Source organism: Bacteroides sp. MSK.20.12, from assembly GCF_019052435.1.
Lineage (GTDB): Bacteria > Bacteroidota > Bacteroidia > Bacteroidales > Bacteroidaceae > Bacteroides > Bacteroides xylanisolvens.
Genome location: NZ_JAHQVH010000005.1, coordinates 24,530 through 46,762 on the forward strand (window position 1 = coordinate 24,530; position 22,233 = coordinate 46,762).

A 22,233-nucleotide genomic window follows, 5' to 3' on the forward strand; every position below is an offset into this window, starting at 1 on the left:
CAAAATTTATATACGATAAAAGGGCGACTCTCCGAGCCACCCTTTCCACCATCAAACAAACTAACCATTTACAATGGGAAAGAATTTCACTTCTTTTTATAGTATCTTATTTTTTAATTATATAGAACCTCCACGGGCTTTTATACGTTTATACCATTCCTCTCGTTCTTTCTTCAGGTCATATCCACGTTTAGCCAGATAGTTGTTGATACGTCCTTTGTATTTTCCGAAAGCAGCGTGTTTCTTATTCGAATTTTCTGCATCCAACGCAAATTCACGGGCCTCTATCAACCAAGCATAGATTTGAGCTTTTTCTTCTTCTTTCAAAGTAGGAATCATGTCTAGATGTGAGTCATAAGTCACTTTTACTACTCCATAAGTCATGCCATCTTTAACAGCTTCTATTTGCTTTTCATCAAGAAAGAGAGATAAATTGGCAGGAAAAGCGAAATGTGAACGATATAGCGCCGCATCTTTTTCATTTTCCGCAGCTTTCAAAGCTTCATTTTTAGCCTCACCAGTCAACCCGGATTCTTTTACTTTCTTGACTTTCGCATCCCGCACCTCATAAATATCATTTAATTCGAAGTAACGATTGGCTATGACATTGCGAACATCTTCGGCTATTTTCGCATCTGTAAGTCCGAGTTTATCAACGATCTTTTGTGATCGGCCGACAATAGACTTTACATATTCAGGATCACGGTTCTCTTTATTTAAGTCGACTGCTTGCGCAGACATCCAACCGGAAATAAAAAGCAATGATAGTATCAGTATCTTTTTCATAATTACATTAATTTTCCTTTTTCAGCCAATGTATCGTAGTTGTTCTTCATATCTCTCCAATCTACTTTATGCTTTGTGCTGATACCGTTGATATATTTTTCAATATTCGTATATCCGTCACCAGTACAGTCTTTATTGGCATCACTCGGATCGTTCGGATTTAATCCGTTAGCAATTTCCCATTCGTCCGGCATACCATCTTTGTCTGTATCAACATAAGGAGTACCTTTGTATTCAGGATAACCACCCATCTGGCGAACATCAGTAATAATACCCTGCTTATAAGAATCTTTCGGCAAACGACGATACTTGAACTGTCCGTCTTCCCCCATTGACTTAGGAGACAAACCTGTCAAGTCACCATAAGCGTCTTTAGGAAGTTTCTTTTCATAATAAGGAATACCTGTTCTTACTTCTTCAATCACACGTTTGTCAACAATATCACGACAAGGAATATTCGCACCTACATGTTTCAATACATAGTCATAAGCATCTTTAGCCCCCATGATATTGATATACGGCATCTCGAACGGCTTATAGCTACGCATGTATTCAGTATATCCGTCAGTGTTCGGTTGAGTTTCAATCTGAATACCGCCATTCCAGTTGTCTTTAGTTATTTCAGGATAGCCTTCCATTATATTTCCGTCGGCATATACTCGCCCATATTCTTTATGATCCAGCTTACTACGTCCTGCTTCCGGTTTCAAGATACGATGTCCTACATTGGAATCCTTAGGAGTAGCAGGTCCCGGTTTGTAGTAGTTGTTAATCATATTGAACATAGCGGTATAATCACCACCATCAGAAGAACGGTGCACCCAATTGAATACTACATTATTAACGAAATTGAATATGCCATTCCAACCGATAGAAGGATTACGTCCGGAGTTACTAGCCCAGAGGTTACGGGCAAATGCACAGTTCTCACCACCTAACGTGCTACCAAACGCATGATTGTATGTATCCAACGCTTTTGCCGAGATAGTATTTTGAATAGTTACGTTTACAGTAGGAAGTTTCAAGTCTTTGCTTTCATATTGTCCTTCACTCGGGTCGTACATGTGGCGATAGAAAGAAATGTTTTCATCCAATCCCCACGTACAGGAGCAGTGGTCGATCATTATATTACCAACAGGGTTACCTCCGAAAGAATCATCACGATGCCATACTTTCGTTTCTCCACGACGGAAACGCATGTGACGTACCACCACATCATGTGTATCTACCCAAAATGATTCTCCAGCAATACAAACACCGTCTCCCGGAGCTGTTTGTCCGGCAATAGTTACGTAAGGAGCACGGACGATAATCGGAGATTCCAGACGGATGATACCAGCAACATTAAAAACAATAATACGTGCACCACCAGTTTCACATGCTTCACGGAAAGAACCCGGTCCACGATCATTCAGATTTGTGACAGTTATCACTTTACCTCCACGACCACCGAAACTGTACATACCACCACCTTCAGCACCTGGGAATGAAGGGATATCAGCCTGCGGCAAATCGTACGGACGACCAGCCCAAGGAATATATGGACGTCCTTCTCTAGCTTCTTTTTGTACTATCGGCAACGCTTTTGCCCATGCTTCATCAGAGCGTTTCCGCTCTTCAGTCATCATTTTTGTATAATTTTCTTTGGCTTCGCCAGATATTTGTGGGTATTGCGCCCATGCAACGGTCGGAGTCAACATTGTTGCAGCAAAAACTGCTAAAAGTACCTGTTTCTTCTTCATTTTTATTTGGTTTTGTGAAGTTGTTAATTCAAAAATACAATAATAAGACGAAAGAAGAAAAGATTTGTAATCAGTAAACATACATTTTTTAATATCCGCATCATATGCTAGCTTCTACACCTATAGAGGAATAGAAATATATACTATACAAAAAATTGTGAGTGTACCGGAAAGTATAATAAACTTCCGACACACCCACTTAACTTACTGTTTCAAATATTTTCGTTATTCTGCCAATGGATCAAATGTTCCATTTGCACCACCATTGTTGTAATCTCCCCAACCAATTGTTTGCTGTACTGCCGAATTTGCGCCTTGAGCACCTTGGTTCAAACCAAGAAAATAATATCTAGGGTAGAAAGTTATTTTATATTCACCTTTATTGGAATCATAAGAATCACCTTTCTTTTTCTTACGAATCAAATATGTATCATAAAACTCTTTCAATGTTTCCTGCGATGTAGAAATATCTTCGTTCAGGTCTAAAGCTTTCGGACGTTTTACGTCCTTCAATGGATCTGGATTCTTACTTGCATCTCCCACCGGCCATGAATTACCTCCCAAGCCATTATTATAATCGTTTCTTACACGATATTCGATATTGTCACGTCGTTGTCCGTTAAGTGGAACAACCCCCAACCAATTGCATGTATTTCCATTCCAACCTGTCAGCTTCCATGAAGCAGGTAAATCATCAGTGTAAAGTCCGCCTCCCATTCCATCGCCATCATATAACAGCCAACGACGACAATCGTCAAAACGTTTACCTTCATAAGCCAGTTCAATCTGGCGTTCATATAATATGGCTGACATACATGCAGCAGGATCACTCTCAAGACTAGCTTGCAAACCGCAATCCCCTGTATATCCTACACGTTGGCGAATCTGCTTTAACTGGTCTACCGCTTCTTTCAATAAAGCATTGTCTCCACCTTTAGCATATGCCAATCCACAAGCTGCTTCAGCATAGTTGAGCAAAACTTCCGCATAGCGGATTTCAATATACGGGTTTGCATTATATGTAAATCCATTCTCCTGTGAATATTGATACCTTGGATTTGAATTAATCTGAAGATCATCTGAGCGTTTACGTATATAAAGCCCTTTCACATTATCCAACAAATTATCCGCTCCATAGGTGTTTCCACTTTCGATATCATCTCTGTCTTTCTCAGAAGTATACCATACATAATTCCACAATTCATAAGACGAACCTTCATACGGATTGTTATTTTTATCATTTCTCGGATCTCCCTTAAAATGCCAACGTACACCAGGGAAAGCGAATGTGCGATAAAAACGGGGATCACGATTCATAAAAACAGGAGTACATGCCGGAGACTCCGGATTAGTATCATATGTATATTCAGAGGTTTCCAATTTTGTATAGCTTCCGTATGTTGCAGGGCGTTTACCATCTGCCATCGGAAACAAATCTACCATCATTCCTGACGGCGTTTTCCCTCCATTTCCCAAAGTGTTTTTCGGACGAATACCGCGTTCCCAAGGATTGTTCTTACTGTAATCCGCTGCACTAGTTGAAGCGGTTGTATTATAAAGAGTTATCATGACAGCTTCCCGGTTGTTATCAACTTCTGAAAAAAGCTTTGCCCATCCAGCAGCATTCTTCCCTGGTGTTTCGAAATTTTGTAATCCGTTTCCACAAGCTGCCAACACTGCTAAAGACGCTTTAATATCATCATAAGCTTGCTGCCAGCGACTCACATCATTAGAACGATTGAAAAGCGGACTAGCATAAAGCAGACGAACACGTCCAAGTAACGCTTCAGCTGTACCGGAAGTTACACGTCCCAAATCCTTACCGGTCCATCCTCCGTTTTGCGTGAAAGGAGCTAACAATTCAGATGAGTTTTTTAAATCATTGCAAATAAAATCAATACACGCTTTAGTTGTAGAACGAGGAGTTACTGATTCTGCTACCACTTCCTGCACTTTATCCACAATAGGTACACCACCATACCATTTAAGTAGATTATAATAACGCCATGCACGCAAAAAATATAGCTGCCCTAACAATTCATTTTTCTGTTCTTGTGATAGTGTACCTCCTTCAATTCCTTCTATCGCATCATTACAGTTCCGGATAATACCATATGTCATTGTCTGGATATTTCCACTTGAACCATGAAAATAGTCTGGTACAGGATTATTACCCGCTTGATAAGTCAATGGCGCACGCGGATCAACAAACGTTCCAAAACCGCTATACTCTTCCGTCGACTGAGACTGAGCATCTGAATCTCCGGTACTGTTATACTGGAAACTAGGTGCTCCCTTTACATCGGGCATTACAAACTTATAAATATCATTCACACGGGCCAAAGCTCCACTATAGTTATTATAGGCATCTTGCGGGCTGGCATAGTCATAATTCTTCTTATCTTGTAGGAACTCATCGCTACACGATTCTAGTAAGGATGTTGCCATAAGAGCAACACTTAGAATAAGTATATATTTTCTTTTCATTGTTTTTTCTTTTAGAATGTTACATTCACACCAATCGTAAACTTACGCAATGTAGGATATGTACCGTAAGAAATCATCGGATCCATGAAATTGTCTGGATATGGATTGTAGAAACTCAATAAATTTTGTCCTGTCACATTAAAACGACAACTCTCAATGCCTATCATTTTAGTATACTTAGATGGAATTTTATATGCCAACGTCAAACGATTCAATTGAATACGTGTACCACTAACTCTCCAAAATGTTGATTCAACACTGTTTACGGAAGCATATCTCAAACTAGGATACCTAGCATCATGATTAGCTTTTACTACAACATTTCCTCCAGCATCCAACACATCATGATAAACATACATATTGTCTACATTCCAGAATGAAGGCATATTGGCATATTCTAAATCTTGGTAACTGTTGGCTCCATCGCCTTTGTTGCCTAACTTAATCGCGCTTGTTGGTACAAAGCTATATCCTCCCCAACTTGCATTCAATTGTGCGCTAATAGAAAATCCTTTATATTCAGCACTCAAATTAGTGGTAAATCCGTATGGATTATTACGGTTAGCCATTCGTACTTGATCATTTTCTTTGTCTACCACACCGTCAGGCCCTGCATACGTTCCATCAGGTTGCAATTCTCCTCGTACATCTTTATAAATCAACATACCCGGTCTGACCTGTTCTTTGGTCATATCCATATATTTTGTAATGTTATATTTTTCAAAATATTCATCAATATCTTGATAACTACGGAACATGCCTATACACTGTAATCCCCATGTGCCGATATCCGACCGATCTCCCTTACGTAAGCTATTATAGGTTAATGGATTATCCCAATCCGCTACTAATATTTTATTATCCGTATATCCGGTATTTACTTGTATTTTATATTTAAAATCTTTTCCAATCTTATCTCTCCATGTGACTGAAAGTTCTACTCCATAAGCATCCATCTCTCCATAATTCACATGCGCAGACTGCGTTCCAACTGTACCAGGTATAGAAGATTTGTATGGAAGTAACATTTCACGATTCCAATCATAGTAACCGTCAATAGTAAAAGCAAGTCGATTATTTAAAATGTTAAAATCTAACCCAAAATTAGCTTTGTAAGATTTATCCCAATGTGCATCGCGATTAACAGCAGATATATTTTTGTTAATCGTAATATGACTACCTGCATTCACATCTGTACCTGTACCAAAAATAAATCCTTTATCTTTATCCATAGCATAATTTTGTGCCCACTGCCATGGAAGCGTATTGTCACGACCGGTTAGACCGAAGGAGGCTCTTAATTTTAGATAATCTACCCTTTTTACATTTTTCTTAAACCACTCTTCTTGAGAAATCACCCAACCTGCGGACACGGATGGAAAAACACCCCAGTAATTTTCCGGTGCAAATTTGGTAGAAGCATCCGACCGAAGCAAAAACTCTAACAAATACTTATCTGCATATGCATAATTAATACGACCGATATAAGATAATGTACCAGATTCGGCACGAGAGAATGAAGTGTTACCTTTACCATCCGCACTCATTGTATTAGATTGACCATTAGTAAATTCATAAGGATAAGTTATACTACCCTCAACATACTCACTTTCTGCCTCTGAACGTTCGATCGAGAACAACCCTCCCAAAATATGATCTCCAAAAGATCTATTGTAAGATACCGTAAAATTCATCTGATAGTTATCTGTACGATTCATGTTTCTGCTTAAGAAAGAGGTATCACCATTCACAACCGGTTTACCATTATTGGCATACAGGAAATTATTGGCAGCAAGCAAAAGATCATAAGCATCTTCCTGTCCCGGTATAGGTGTATACAAATGTTTTCCACTACCAGCACGGTCAGCCATATAATAAAGGTCATATGAAGAACCATATTGGTTTGTTTTAGCCGAATTGATACTTTTTGAATAAGTAAATCTCATTTTCAATCCCTTCAACCATTTGCTCCATCCAAAATCATATTCCAAATGAGCATTAATGTTCATATTAGAAGTCATATTCCTACTATAATCTCCATTATTTTGAATAGCCGAAAAGTTATATTTCTGTACATTGCTAACCTGTGAATTACTAATACCAAAAGCTGCGACCGGCAAACCATTAATTTCTTCCGGAATATAATATGGGTGTGTTAACAATGTATTGTAATCTTCTGTTTTAGAACCTCCAACTTTATTCAAAGGAGTATTTTTCTTTCCATAATCACCGGAGACTTGCAAACCTGCACTCAACCATTTACTCACTTTTACATTTACACCTGCACGGTAAGTCCATCTGTCATAATCCAAGTTACCTAAATTTCCATCCTGATTAAAATATGAGATACCAGCAAAATAATTAGCTTTTTCCGTAGCACCACTTAAATTCACACTATGCTGCTGTGTCAATGCAGATTTCCAATATTTGTCCAACAAATCATAATTAAGTCCCTTCATTGCATTCAATTCGTCTGCTTGAAACAAATCTTCCAGCAAATTAATAGAAGTATCCGTTGGGTCTGCTGCCCGCACTGCATTCCACAATCTACCATATTCATAGGCGTTCAACATTTTAGGACGAGATACTTCGTCTGCAATACCGAAAGTTCCGCTATACGAAATTTGTGGTGCACCAAGCTTACCTTTTTTGGTTGTAACCAAAATAACACCATTTGCAGCACGTGCTCCATATACAGCAGCAGCAGCATCTTTCAGAACAGAAATGCTTTCAATCATAGAAGGATCTAAGTTATTAAAAGCTGTAGCTCCCAAGTTTTCAATAGAAGAGCCAACCTTAACTTCCGTTGGATATATATATCCATCAATCACATACAAAGGCTCTAAATTATTATTACCCATACTTGCCAATACATCATTCTGACGAATCGTAATTCGAGCATTTTCCCCTGGACGAGAGTTACCTCCACTAACGGAAACTCCATTTACAAGACCGCTTAACGTATTAGCTAAACTACCACTTGAAATATCTTGTATATCGTCCATCGGAACAGTAGCAATAGCACCTGTCAGATGTGCCTTCTTTTGTGTTCCGTAACCTACAACTACCACCTCATCCAACTGTTGTGTATCCTCTTTTAATATGACCTTAGTCAATTTAAAATCTGAGATCCTTTGCGAAACATATCCGATATATGATATTTCCACCAATTTACCAGCAGGAACATTTATTGTAAAATTTCCATTTAAGTCAGTAATAGTTCCAATAGTTGTATCTACAACTTTTACGGCAGCACCGATAATAGGTTCTCCAATTTCGTCTACCACAACTCCTTTAAAAGATTTGCTATTTTGCGCCAATGTCGGCAATAACATCATAAACGAAAGAAGTATACCTAAACATAGTTTAAATGTATTCTTATGTATCATCTCTATTGTATTAATGTTTCTTTACTTATTTATTTTAACCAACGCGGGTCACCGCTACCATGACTGATTACTTCTGAGCTACTAACAGTAAAATCTCCGTTAACAGGATCTTTGAAACCAGGATCTACACCATAAGCTGTGGTACTTTTATCACCATAATTACCATTAGCTTCTTTTTCAAGACCACTTCCACCTTTATACCAATAGCAATTATTGTCACATGTTTTGGCATTATCAGTACGTCCTCCGACAATTCTACGGTTAAATTCACCTTTACAAGAATCGTAGAATATATTCTTACTCAAATTGACAGTATTCTTCTGTCTATTCCAGACATTAGAGTTAAACGCCTCCTGGTCGCAAGATATATTATAAAAAGTATTACTCGTAAAATTCATTGAGCAATCAGCCCAACCGACATCAGCACCTTTTCCTCCAGCAACACGCATAAAACGTCCATTACTAGCTTCTGAAAGATTATATAGAGTAGAACTACTAAGTTCAAAGTCTTTTACAAAAGAACTATTGCTATTAAAATTAAAAATTTCAGCATCTTGATAAAATTTAATGAGACAATCTCTAACTATAAAATTTTGAATAGCATATTTCTTACCATTAATATTAACAAGATAATGACGTACATTTCGAATCTCACACGACTGAATAATCATCGGATTCGTAACTATCCCATAACTATTCATACCTTTTATTTCTTCCGGCACATCTCCAAACTTCACAAAAGAACCTTTTGACACCACATCACAATCGAAATCTATAAATTTCAATGCCATACCACCTCCACTCGAAACGATAGCACCAGAGCCTGTGAATGTCACTTTCGCATGATTCACTTTATTTCCACGCAATTGAACGTTGTTAACTCCCAAGTTTAGATCACCGGAAATAGTATATGAACCACCAGCTTCTAGCTCGTACGCAACTTCTACATCTTTTCCGGAAGTAATGGGATTATTCTCAAAATAAGTATTTAAATCTGTTCCAGCCGGAATAGGCGTAGCTGGAACTAATGTTGACCAAGTTACCTCAGACACAGAAGCGGCATCCTTATTATTATATTTATCATTGCCTAATGTCTTAATTTCTACCTTATAGTTAGTATCATCCAAATATGTACAAGCAACCGAACAACCATCTATAATAGAGTCTTTCACTACCGCTACAGGATTTGTAGGGTCATCTACAATATACATAGAAAACAAATAACCACCAGCGCCCATTATCACCGGCCATTCAACTTTCACACTAGGCTTTCCTGCAAGTTTTTCAAAAGACACTTTGGAAGCGTCCGGTGACTCCAACTGGGTATTCGTCACACCTCCAGAAAAGGTTTCTTCATCAAAACCATCTCCTGCACAAGAGCCAACTGAAAGAATCATCGATAAGCAAACCGCACTTACGACAATTGGTTTCTCAAACTTTAATTTACCCTTCATAGATTAAATTTTTAATAAACAAAAATAATATATTATATATCTAAATCCTAAAATGTACTTCATTAGGAAAGACGTATGACTACAAAATATGTAATCACTTAAATAAAAAAACGTTCTTAATTTTTTCGTTTGGTTTATCTTAGAAAAAATATTCGATCATATATTCCACCATAGTCAATCATAGGTTGAGGAGTAATTAATCATGGATTTTGATACAAACCACCACTTGATTATGACTCTCGAAAATTACTATTGAAACACTTCTTTCAAATACTTAATATTTGTACCATAATTCTTTTTCACGTTCCGCACGTCATCCTTGTCACGCGAACGTTCTACCACCAGCCATCCACTCCATCCCATCTTATCCAGTGTCTTTTTCACCTTATTCATGTCCAATCGTTCATTATAAGGTAAAGTCACTCCATCTGTGTCCGTACAGTGAATCTGGCAAATCCTCTTTTTCCCCAGAATCTTCAACTCCTTGCACAAATCCCTTCCATTCTCCAATGCATTTTGAAATTTAAAATAGATCTTGATTCCGGGAGAATTAATTTCTTTCAGTAGTTTCACATCTCCTTTTGCATCCAATTGAGTTTCAATACCAATCACCACTCCTTCAGAAGCAGCCATATCTCCTATCTCCTTCAAGCGTTTTACAACTTCTGTCCGTAGTGCCGGAATCTTTTCCCATCCGGCTTTGATTCCTCCCAAAGGAAGAAAGGCTACTTTGGCATTCATCACTTTCATGGCACAAAGGCAATCCTGAACTAAATCTTTATAGTTAGCCCGCTCCAGAAAAGACTGTCCATAGAAACCGGACATAGCAATAGAAGAAACTTCTAATTGATATTTTTGAGCAGTTTCACGAAATAATTGCTGGAAATGGGGCTTGCGCAATTTATTATCAAACATTTCCCTCTTGCCAAGGCCACCCATATCCAATTCTACACCGTCACCATTCAATTCATGTACCAATTGGAATGAACCGATTTTCTGACGTTTCAGAATCATCCAGTCACATACGGCTATTTTATAACGTTGTTCCTTTTGCTGCGATCCGGCAATTGCCAATAGAGGAAAACACTCTGCAAGTATCAATATCCAAAGGATATGTTTAAATAAATTTCTTCTCATTTTTTATTTTATTGCATACGATTTACATAGTAGACGTATGGAATAGATTTTTGTAATCACCTATAAAACAGAGAATAACTAAAAATACTACGGAGTATAATTTAATAAAAGTAAGATAGTGACGGTATCCAAGACAAATAGTGACGCTATCTTGGTCCGATACCGTCACTATCCCGGGCATATACCGTCACTATTTTCGAAGAAGTAATAACAGAAGTAAATGTAAAAAAATGGGCTGCCGGACTATAAAAAGTCCGACAGCCCTGTCAACCCAAAAACGATACCTATGAAACACTGTGTGTTATTTCAAATCAAACTTTAAATATTTGCCGTGAACAAGTTCATCATGTGTGATATGATATTTATTGAACTTCTTGCCATTCAATAGTACCTTATCAATATATAAAACTCCTGGTTGAGTACGATTGGTTTCAATCACCAATTCGTTTTCTTTATACCATTTCGGATCTAACCGGATCGTTACCTTATTAAAGACCGGAGTCGTCAATGTATATTCGGGCAGTCCGGGACAATCCGGATAAAAACCGATCATATTGAAAATAGCCCAGGAAGACATCGTTCCCGTATCATCATTTCCTGGAATACCATCAGGTTTTGTTGTAAAGTACTTATCTAATAAACGCTGCGTCTCTTTCTGCGTACGCCATTCTTCACCTTTAAAGTATGAGAATAAATGAGCATAAGCAATATCCGGTTCATTTGCCGGGTCGTAAAGTCCTTTGTCAAAAACCATTTGTAGTTTATCGATAAAAGGTTTCTTTCCCCCCATTAATTTCGCCAAGCCATATACATCATGTGGTACATAGAACGTATAATTCCAGGAACTACCTTCATGGAAACCGGGATTCGGTTCAAAGTTCTCTCCTTGTCTCGGATTAAACGGGCTATAAAACGTTCCATCGGGGAGAATCGGACGGAAAGTACCAAATTCTTTACTATAATAATGTTTGTATCCTAAAGAACGTTTATAGAACATCTCTGCATCTTTCTTTTTACCTAAAGCAGCTGCAAAACGAGACAATGCAAAATCGGCAATATAATATTCCAATGCATGAGAGACGGAATTGTCATACTGTTCACGAAGGGGTACATATCCTTTAGACATATAATCATCATTATCAGGACGCATCAAGTTTTCCGCCCCCGGTAATGTAGCAGATTTGTACATTGCCTCATAAGCCAAATCAACATCAAAGTCACGCAAACCTTTCATCCAGGTATCTACAATTACCGGAATACTCGGATCACCTTCCATTGTCAATGTTTCTCTGCCATATAATTCCCACTTAGGCAACCATCCATGTTCACGATACATATCAAGCATTGTGCGCACCATTTCCATCTGACGTTCCGGATAAACCAAGGTCAGCAATTGATGAACATTGCGGTAGGTATCCCAAAGAGAAAATACGGTATAGCGATCACCTTTGGTTGTCAGGATTTTATCACTTTCCATTGCCGGATATTCTCCGTTTACATCCTGCAAAATATTAGGATGAATCAGCAAATGATAAAGCGCTGTATAAAACACAGTCTTTTGGGCATCTGTACCACCTTCCACTGTTATGCGTGACAAGTCATCATTCCATTTGGAACGTGCTTCCGCATGAATCTTCTCAAAATCCTTTCCAGCCTGTTCACGATCCAGATTCAAACGGGCATTTTCTATGCTTACAAAAGAAACTCCCATTTGTACTTCTACTTGTTCACCTTCTTCTGTATCGAAGGAGAAATAAGTACCAATGTCATCTCCTGCTATTTCTTTTCCGTAGCGAGTATAAAGTTTATACTTTCCCTGATCCTTATCCCATTCAGCCTCAACCCCCATCATCGGACGTTGTTTCTTCCAATACCCTGTTGCAGAAGGATTCTTCTTAACCCGCAATACAAAGTAAATGGGGAATACAGCTTGAGGATTATAACAAAATGTACCAAGTAGTTTGACTCCTTCCACTTCGCTATCGCTTACACGACGAAGCATAGCGCCACTCTCATTCGTTAACCCCTCACCCAGATTCAGCAGGATGTGGCTTTTCCCTTTTGGGAAAGTAAACCGGGCAATACCGCTACGCGGAGTAGCCGAAACTTCTGTTTTTACATTATATTTAGTCAGATAATTAGAATAATAGCCCGGTGAGGCCTGTTCATCCTTATACTTACTACCATATTCTTTATAATCCACATTCAGTTCTCCGGTAGTAGGCATCAATAATAAAGAACCTAATTCCGGACAACCGACTCCACTCAAATTCACATGAGCATATCCGGTAAAGAAACAATTTGTATATTCATAAGGCGTAGACCACCATCGGGCATCTTTATCGTATGTGTTTTCGGAAGATCCCATCACATTGAAAGGAACCACAGACATCATACCATTGGGGCAAATCGCTCCCGGATTGGTCGTTCCGAAATTTGTAGTTCCGATAAAAGGATCCACATAATCTATCAAAAGACTTTTATCCGTATTTTTAAGGGGAGGGCTCCCCCCTTCCCCCGCATAGGCGGAAAGAAGGGAAAAAGCAAGTGTGTAAGTTAATATAATACGTTTCATATCTTTATTAAATGATACTCGTTCGTTTCGTAAAATCAATAATCTCTTTTATATATCCGAAGGCCATACCTACCACAGTATCTGCCGCACCATAATAAACAGCAACACGTTCACCATCTTGCAAAGCAGCACAGGGGAATACGACATTAGGAACGTCACCTTGAAGTTCGTAAGGAGCAGCCGGACCAAGCAGATATTCACGTGTACGGTAAAGAACTTTTTCCGGATGATCTTTATCCAATATGGCAGCTCCCATAGCGTAACGGAAACCATTACAAGTAGTGATTACACCATGATAGAACAGCAACCAGCCTTCATCTGTAAGGAAAGGAACTGAACCTGCACCAATCTTCGTACACTGCCAAGCGCTTTCCGGGAAAGGAGTCACTTTCATTACACAACGGTGTTCACCCCAATATTTCATATCCGGACTATAGCTGATGTATATATCGCCAAACGGAGTATGTCCATTATCACTGGGACGACTCAACATCGCATACTTGCCATCGATCTTCTGCGGGAAAAGTACACCATTACGATTGAAAGGCAAGAAAGCATTTTCGCACTGGAAAAACTCCTTAAAGTCAAAAGTATAGGCAATACCAATCGTAGGGCCATGATAGCCATTACACCAAGTCACCCAATAACGGTCTTCAATCCATGTAACACGAGGGTCGTATTTATATTCCGACTCAATCATTTCCGTGTTACCTGCTTTAAACTGAATAGGTTCATGATTGATATCCCAATGAATTCCGTCCTTACTAAAACCTGCAAAGATATTCATCTGTACAGCTTTGTTATCACAACGGAATACGCCTGCAAAACCATCCTCAAAAGGAACAACAGCACTATTGAAAATACTATTAGATGAAGGAATATGATAACGTCCGATAACTGGATTTTGTGAGTAACGCCACATAACGTCCGTACATCCGACAGGACGATCTTCCCAAGGAATTTGAATTTTATTCATAATCGTTGATTTTATATTATTTATTTTTTGAGTCATCATACGTGAAAGGTATGAAATAAGTAATCAGAAAAGCTGGAATAGTTGCAATTAACACATAGATAAAGAAATTACGATATCCTAATAAGTCACTAAGATAACCACTAACCATTCCCGGAAGCATCACTCCCAGATTCATGATTCCTGAAGCAAATGCGTAATGTGACATTTGATGTTTGCCTGGAGCAATCTGTTGCATCATAAACAACGTCAGTCCGACAAAACCAAAGCCATAACCAAAATATTCCATTGTTATACAAGTTCCGATCAGATATACATTAGTAGGCTGTGCAACTGCCAAAAAGGTATAGGCTACAAACGGAAGATTAAAAATACAGCAGAGAGTAAATAGTGTCTTTTTCAATCCGAACTTAGAGACATAAATACCTGCCAACAATGAGCCTAAAACGAAAGCAGCGGAACCAAAGATACCATTTAGCGTACCGATCTCTGTTAACGACAGTCCTAAGCCGCCTACATCTCTTGACGCACGTAAAAACAGCGGAGCTATTTTCATGATAAAGCCTTCTGCCAAACGATATAAAATAATAAAACAGATGTAATAAAGAATATGCTTTTTAGTAAAGAAGTTAGCAATGACTGCTACCAATTCGTGCCCAACCTCCGATGCAGTTTTCTTTGTTGTTGACGGAACCTGTGTAGAAGGTAACATTTTTATATGATAAATACCGATCAGTACCATTATTGCCGCAATTACGCCGAAAATAATCATCCATGCAGATGAATACGCTCCTTTGTTAGCATCTATCGAAGCACCTTCTATTGCTCCGAAGTGCTCTGCCAATGCTCCTGCCATAGCAACTAATCCTCCATTAGCAACCAATTTGGCTACGTTATAAAAAGCACCTTGAACTCCGATATATTTTGCCTGATCTTCCTTGTTCAATTCAGCCATATATACACCATCACAAGCAATATCGTGCGTTGCTCCACTAAAGGCAATCACTGCCATCGTAGAGATACTTATAGCGAAAAAGTAATCGAAAAACAAAGAAAAGGCTACTACTCCAAACAATACACCACTCAATAATTCTGTAATCAATACGAAGAATTTTTTCGTCCGATACATTTCAAGAAAAGGACTCCACAAAAATTTCAGTGTCCAAGGCATCATAATCAGAGAAGTCCAGAATGCAATTTGCGTATCCGAAATTCCAAGATCCTTAAACATGAAAACAGAAACCAGATTAATAGCAATAAAGGGAAGTCCCATTGCAAAATAAGCAGTAGGTACCCAGCAAGCCGGGTTAATAGTTTTTCGTTGAGAAGCAGTTTTATTCTGTTGCATAAATCATAGTATATAGATGAAAAAAAACATTTTTCTGACCCATCTATATATAATACAACTAAAAGGGGGAAACTACTAACGTCTCCCCCTACTTTTTTTATTTTATTATCACTTCGTCTATAAAGAACCACGAAGGATGACCTACACCATAATGCCAAGTCGGACATTCTTTCGTTCCGGTGACTTCTACTTTCACATAACGAGTTTTTATCGGTTCGGCTGATTCAGCCTTGACTCCACGGAATTTTACCTCACCGGTACGTTCTTCCGGTAAATCAATCGTTTTCCAATGTGTATAATGTTCACCGTCTTCAGCGTATGAATAAACCACCTTTAGAGGAAAAAGAATCCAGGCCCCTATTTGATGAAGAAAATCTGTTTCCACACTATGTATCTCTTTCGCTTCGCCCAAATCTATAACGAATGCACCATCGGTTCCTTCCCAACCAATCCAGCTATCAACAAAGGTTGCTCCACCAAACAAACCGTCAACCAATGCGTTTTTTCCTAATGCCGCATATTTTCCCGTAGGAGGAATTAGATAAGTAACTTTTGCGCCCAAAGCCAAACTTTTTTCTTTTTGCGGCATGTAACGTTCCCTATACAATTTACAATAGTCTACCGGTGAATTGGAACGCTCATTCAATGTCGGAACTTGAAACTCTTTCACGCGTTCCTCAAAAAGGTCTAACTTTTTATTGATATCTACCAAGTCTTTTTCTGTCTCCGTTCGTGCTATTTCCAGTTCTGAATACTGAATTGGCAGACGTGCCCGTTGAACTCGTTTTAAGAAATCGGGTTCTGCTGCAACAGCCTTTTCAGCCAAATCAAATAAATGATTATAACGACGCATCAAAGCGGGCTTTAGCATGCCATACTTATGTGATACGGGTGAATCATATATCCACAACCTCTGTCCACTACCGATTAATGCGCCTTCCATTATCTTTATGTACTGATAAAGATATGGCGCTGCTTCCCCATAATATCCATGCAGAAAATGTTGCATCAATGAGTCTACATTAACTTCGGGATTCCACATTAACTTTGACACTAAATAAGCGCGAAGTTCTGCAAAATCTCCTCCCCTGCTCCCTGCTATTTGAGAGAAATGCATGGTGGCATGATTCTTTTTGAAAAGACGGATATTGTCCTGTAAAATATGGAAATTAGGAAATGGAGCCAGATAATTATCAAAGTTAATACCGTAATCCCACACGAAAATATTATTGGTAATCTTAGACCATCCTTCCATGGCTTTCACAAACTCTTTTCCCGAAGCATTCTCCGTCAAAGTTACTTCACGGTCACAGTCAATATCACATAGCATAATATTCACATTCGGCAAAGGTTTCACATGTTTCGGAGGATTCATAGTATATAGATAAGCCAATGTGGAAAATTCTTTATCCGGGAAACGGGCAGCCAACTTATTCAGAAAAGTGATTATGCTTCCTGATAATGCTCCTTCATAATCATCAATTGCCTTACAAGCATCACACGTACAATTTGTATAATTACCATCATTCTGACTTACAGACATGATATGCTTATCTGGATTTGCTTTGAAAATAGAATCAACACGTTGAGCTACAATCTCAAAAACCTCCGGATTACTCAAACACCACTGACTGGCCTTTCCCGGGTGGCGTTTTCCTTTGAAGTAAGAATAATATTCCGGATGTTCTTTCCCATAAATGGATGAAGGCAGAAGCTTATCAAAAGTATGCACCCAATAACCGGCAGCAAACACTTCATTCGGTTCCTCTAAACGATTCCACCACTTATAAATAGAGTCTGTATGGATAGCATAACATTGTGTCTGACGGTAACGAAAGCCCGGATTCTCGACTTTATTAATGAAGGGTAAGTTCACCGTTTTTGAAGGGGTAAGAGAATATTCATTCTCTCCCCAATAATCGATACCCCAATATTGCTCCAATAAAGTAACAACCCCATATACAACACCGTTTTCTTTACCAGATATTTTTAGAATACCATCTTGAGTAGAAATAGAGAATCCATCCTCTGTTACTTCCGCCGGAGATTGACCACCAATGAGAATATCTCCTTTCCGAGGAGTTTTATCATTTTCAATAGGAAGTGCAACTCCCGAAATTTCAGTAAGAAAACGTTGTAAGAATTGCGCTGACGTCTTACTATTTGGCATCTTGTCCTGCACAATGATGCGAGCACTACTTTTGCCATCTTTTACGAGTGTTATTTGTGCTGAAACAGTACCACATACCACCAGCAAAACAGATAATAACCAATGTTTCATGTTTGTTAGAATTTAAGTTTATATGAGCATTTACTAGAAGTACAATTCAGGAGAATAAAGTTCTAATAAATTATGGATACTTTAACATATAAAAAAGAGGATATGCCTCTGCGACATATCCTCCTCTTTCAATGAATTATTAGCCTAAAACATTTTATTTATCAAATCGGATATTATGTTCCCACCTTTGAAGTGCACCATTAGATGTTGCATTGTGTCCGTTTCCTGTAGCATCTCTAAAGGAAGTGCCATCTCCTTCATCCATTGGCCAAAGGGCAATCAAATTAGGATTCTTAGGATTAACTTCAAAATACATATTGTTTGCGATCTCCGATTCTGTACGAGCTACTTTCCATAGGCGAACCTGACTCATAGCACAATTATTACGGAAATAGCTACCACTATCCACTATTTTCATAAAATCAAAGCGTACGCTTCCACCTTTCGGTGCAGGAGGATCAAAGAAGGTATCTTGTTTTCCATTCCTATAAATGGTAAGTGTTGTTCCATTATAAACGAAAGCCCAATGATACCAAGTGTTTGCTTCCAAATCACTGGCTGTTTGTTTTTGACCTCCCAAAGACTTTATCTGTAGATAATTGTAAGGCCTATTGGCATCTCCAAAACGGATATAGATTTCATGATCATTACTTCCGGAAGTGAAAATAGCCTGATTATTTATACTATAACCATCCATACGTACCCATGCTTCCAATGTCCATGCATCTACTGTAATTCCCCAATCCGTTTCAGGAAGTGTTGTTACATTTCCGGCATTACCACGTAATACAGGAACAGAAACATTCAAAGGCTTAGCTAATACATAAATAAATTTACTTTGAGCTTTTGATTTTACAATATTACCTTTTATAACATTTCCTAATGTAAGAGGAATGGCATAAGTAATACCATTAGTCACAAAATCATCCACATGAAGTCGATAATTAGCACTAATTTCACCTGCCGGAATTATCACTGTCGCATTCTTTGGAAGCATATCGGCTGGCAAGACTTCATATTCCGTACCGCTAGTTGCATTGTATTCAGCCAGTAATTCAGGAGAGAACTGGATTTCCACTTCCACATCTTCCATAACTTTTTGAGCTAAACGCACAACAACGTTAATGTCTGCACCATCATCCATGGTAACAGTAGTAGCATTGTTTGTACCAGCCGCATCTGTTATGTAAAGGCTGTTTGACTGTGCCTTGTATTCTGCATTCTCACATCCTATAAGAAAGAATGCTGACAATGCAATCATAAGACTTGATAAATAGATATATTTCATAATTTTCATTCTTATAAAATTCGTTTAATCATTATTCTTCGTTGGCAGCATTCATGCGATCATAGAAATTCCTATATATGTTTGTAATTCCCTGACGCAAGAAATAATATTCCGGTGAACCATCATAATCGCCCTTACCTTGTGCATAGTCAAAGCCTACACGATAAAGACCACATCCACCAATTAACTGGTCTATTTCATAAGGTTTTCCATTAACAGTATAAGTATTTTTATATACGTAGTTTGACATACCCAGGAATCCTCCTCCAGTATTAGCATACGATTCAAAATTCTCGGTAGCTATGGTTCTACGGACAATTTCATCTGGAGTAATAATCCCCTGTTGTATCCAATCATCCATATCACGCAACACGCCTGTCATTCTATAATCTGCCATTCCACCATAAGCTTGCAATACAAAATAGTCTACATAGTATGAAAGCCATTCTTTATCCATACCTGTTCGGATTCCAACCTCACCATCAATCAAGAAAAGAAGGCGTTTCTCTGGCATAGGGCGATCTCCACGATCGCGGTTAGGATCCATAGCACCATGTCCAAACCAGTAGGAAAGTTCCTCGACAAAAATAGTTCTCTGTACTTTATTTGACCAAAGCGGACCAACTCCCATTCCACCACCAGGCTCATAATCCCAGTCATAACCATCATATCCACATTCAAGACAAGCTTTATAAATATCCTCTGCATAGGCTTTAATTGCAGGCCTCACCTTTTCCGGATCACTACTGGTTCCAGCTTCGTGATAAATTTCTTTATCCGGAAGGTCGTCGCCTACATTTTGAGAAAATAAGGTAACAACAACCTTTGTGCCTTTCACTTTTTGTACATATTCCATATCAGCCTTTCGCTCCGAAGTTAATTCAAATTTCGGATGCCCACCCCAGTTGGAAGCAATGGTTACAGAATCAGGCAGACCTCTCAAGCTATTTTCACCGGTAGGGGAAGTTCCTGTCCAATTGTCGAACCAAACGAACACTTGTGGAAGTCCCGGTGTTTCTTTCCACTTGCGCAAAGCAGCATAATACTCATCAGTTTTAATTGTTTGATTCAAATCAACATCATTAATAGATTCCACATCCGTACATCCAACGAAGAATATAGCGGCAAATGCAAATCCGAATGCATTTTTTATATGCTTTATATTCATATTCTATATTTTATCAGGTTAAAAATTAATTCTTTTTCGCCCACCACAAATCTGTAGCTCCGGTGTCCGGACCACCTAACATAGTTGCAATAGCTGCTTCTACATTGGCTGAGTTACTAGATTTTTCCGTTGTAGGATATGGTAAACGACGTACCATACGTTTACTATCAATATCACCGATATAACCAACAGAGCTTAGATTATCTCGCACCGTAAACAATTCAGGATAACCAGTTCGGCGATAATCACACCACGCTTCGATTCCCAATGGATAGTTGGCAATCCATTTTTGAGTAATAATCTTCTGAAGTTTATTACTTCCGTTTTCCCATGCAACAGTAGGAACATCAGTAAATGAAATATTATTTTGAGAGTTCCATCGATCTGTATACCCTTGAGGAACAACTGTACTTGAAAGATAATCACCAATCTCTACGCCATATTGATTCATTGAAATTTGAATACCTTGTTCATAGTAACTCTTAGCTGCCGCTGTTCCACCTGCAATCCATCCTTGTAAAGCCGCTTCAGCTTTTAAGAAATAAGTCTCTGCCGCATAAAAAACTGGCATAGGAGAAGCATCTGTTACAGCTGGTTTAGAGTACCTTGCAGCACTACCTTCAACGCTTTTACTTGTATCTTTAATACCCATACGTACACCACGATACTCTCTATACGAAGTCGAGGTATTCATATATTTGCTGATACGTGGATCATTATATCCATTCATGTATGCAGAAAGTGTTGCATTGATAGCTAAATCACCCCAATCTGAAGCAATCCAAAATGGGTTATATGGCATAGATGGAAAAAAGGCATTATCATCATTAGATTCTATTACTCCGCCATCAATCGCTTCCGCCATCATTTGTTTGGCATATTCTGTATCTTCAGTATTAGAAGCGATACGTACGGCCATACGAAGTTTTAATGAGTTAGCGTATTTGATCCATTTGCTAAAATCACCATTATATATGATATCATATTCGGCAACAGGTACTTCTTTTCCTTCATTTTCCTGAACAAATGCCGAAAGTACATTGATACTACGTGTCAAATCATCAAACATATTATGATAGAGTGTTTTCACATCGTCATATGCCACTTGGAATTCTCCTTTTCCCATTTCAGAGTAAGGGATAGGACCATAAATATCAGCTACACGAAGCATAACACCGACCCGCAGAATAGATGCCCACGCATAAATATATCCGGTACCTCCTGTAGATTCTTTTATTGTCTGGAAATTCGGATAAAACTCTGTAAACATATCTTTATAAGGAACATCTACCCAGTCAGCACTAGGATTGAATGTTCCAAAATTAGTACCATTCCAAGGAGCAGTTGTTGCAAAATACCCGCCATACTGCCCTACCATTTGTTCAGTGTGTTGACTGTTATTTTCCTGACAGGCATTCAATAAGCGAGTCATAGCCACAAACAACGTACCGACCCGTTCCGTCGGAGTCATATCTTCGGGATACACGTCTGTTGGATGTGTGTTTAATTCGTCAAAGTTTCCCGTACATGAAGCGAATAGCAGAGTAGTAGTGAAAGCTGCCACGCTTACAGTCTTAATTATATTGAATCTTTTCATCATTCGTT

Annotated in this window: 13 protein-coding genes; all 13 read right to left on the minus strand. The window is 38.6% G+C overall.

The features are described 5' to 3' along the window. Positions 1–117: 117 nt before the first annotated feature. Positions 118–786, minus strand: coding sequence for a DUF3826 domain-containing protein (locus KTR06_RS04140; RefSeq protein ID WP_004300481.1), 669 nt, complete (start codon positions 784–786; stop codon positions 118–120). A 2-nt stretch (positions 787–788) separates the two neighbouring features. Further along, on the minus strand, positions 789–2,528 hold the full coding sequence (locus KTR06_RS04145; protein WP_032856169.1) for a thrombospondin type 3 repeat-containing protein: 1,740 nt from the start codon (positions 2,526–2,528) through the stop codon (positions 789–791). Between the two features lie 225 nt (positions 2,529–2,753). Continuing rightward, positions 2,754–5,015 (minus strand): RagB/SusD family nutrient uptake outer membrane protein, encoded by a 2,262-nt coding sequence (locus tag KTR06_RS04150; protein WP_217289990.1) that lies wholly within the window; start codon positions 5,013–5,015, stop codon positions 2,754–2,756. Positions 5,016–5,026: 11 nt separating this feature from the next. Beyond that, positions 5,027–8,404, minus strand: coding sequence for a TonB-dependent receptor (locus tag KTR06_RS04155; RefSeq protein ID WP_215710172.1), 3,378 nt, complete (start codon positions 8,402–8,404; stop codon positions 5,027–5,029). A gap of 29 nt (positions 8,405–8,433) precedes the next feature. Next, positions 8,434–9,858 carry a DUF4992 family lipoprotein gene (locus tag KTR06_RS04160; protein ID WP_217289991.1) on the minus strand — a complete coding sequence of 475 codons (1,425 nt, stop codon included), beginning with the start codon at positions 9,856–9,858 and terminating at the stop codon, positions 8,434–8,436. Between the two features lie 249 nt (positions 9,859–10,107). After that, entirely contained in the window at positions 10,108–10,995 is an 888-nt protein-coding gene (locus KTR06_RS04165) for a sugar phosphate isomerase/epimerase family protein (RefSeq protein ID WP_217289992.1), read from the minus strand. 301 nt (positions 10,996–11,296) lie between these two features. After that, positions 11,297–13,570, minus strand: coding sequence for a GH92 family glycosyl hydrolase (locus tag KTR06_RS04170; protein ID WP_149951699.1), 2,274 nt, complete (start codon positions 13,568–13,570; stop codon positions 11,297–11,299). Positions 13,571–13,577: 7 nt separating this feature from the next. Continuing rightward, positions 13,578–14,546: a 1,4-beta-mannosyl-N-acetylglucosamine phosphorylase gene (locus KTR06_RS04175; RefSeq protein ID WP_004306232.1), complete on the minus strand. Its 969-nt coding sequence runs from the start codon at positions 14,544–14,546 to the stop codon at positions 13,578–13,580. Positions 14,547–14,562: 16 nt separating this feature from the next. After that, complete coding sequence (locus KTR06_RS04180; RefSeq protein ID WP_004306233.1) at positions 14,563–15,891, minus strand: MFS transporter; 1,329 nt, start codon at positions 15,889–15,891, stop codon at positions 14,563–14,565. 97 nt (positions 15,892–15,988) lie between these two features. Beyond that, positions 15,989–18,172, minus strand: coding sequence for a DUF4838 domain-containing protein (locus KTR06_RS04185; protein WP_217289993.1), 2,184 nt, complete (start codon positions 18,170–18,172; stop codon positions 15,989–15,991). Positions 18,173–18,326: 154 nt separating this feature from the next. After that, a complete protein-coding gene (locus KTR06_RS04190; RefSeq protein ID WP_230297096.1) occupies positions 18,327–19,433 on the minus strand; it encodes a DUF1735 and LamG domain-containing protein in 1,107 nt (368 codons plus the stop codon). A gap of 58 nt (positions 19,434–19,491) precedes the next feature. Next, complete coding sequence (locus KTR06_RS04195) at positions 19,492–20,628, minus strand: glycoside hydrolase family 18 (RefSeq protein ID WP_008022208.1); 1,137 nt, start codon at positions 20,626–20,628, stop codon at positions 19,492–19,494. 25 nt (positions 20,629–20,653) lie between these two features. After that, positions 20,654–22,228, minus strand: coding sequence for a SusD/RagB family nutrient-binding outer membrane lipoprotein (locus KTR06_RS04200; protein WP_254306393.1), 1,575 nt, complete (start codon positions 22,226–22,228; stop codon positions 20,654–20,656). Between the last annotated feature and the right edge of the window lie 5 nt (positions 22,229–22,233).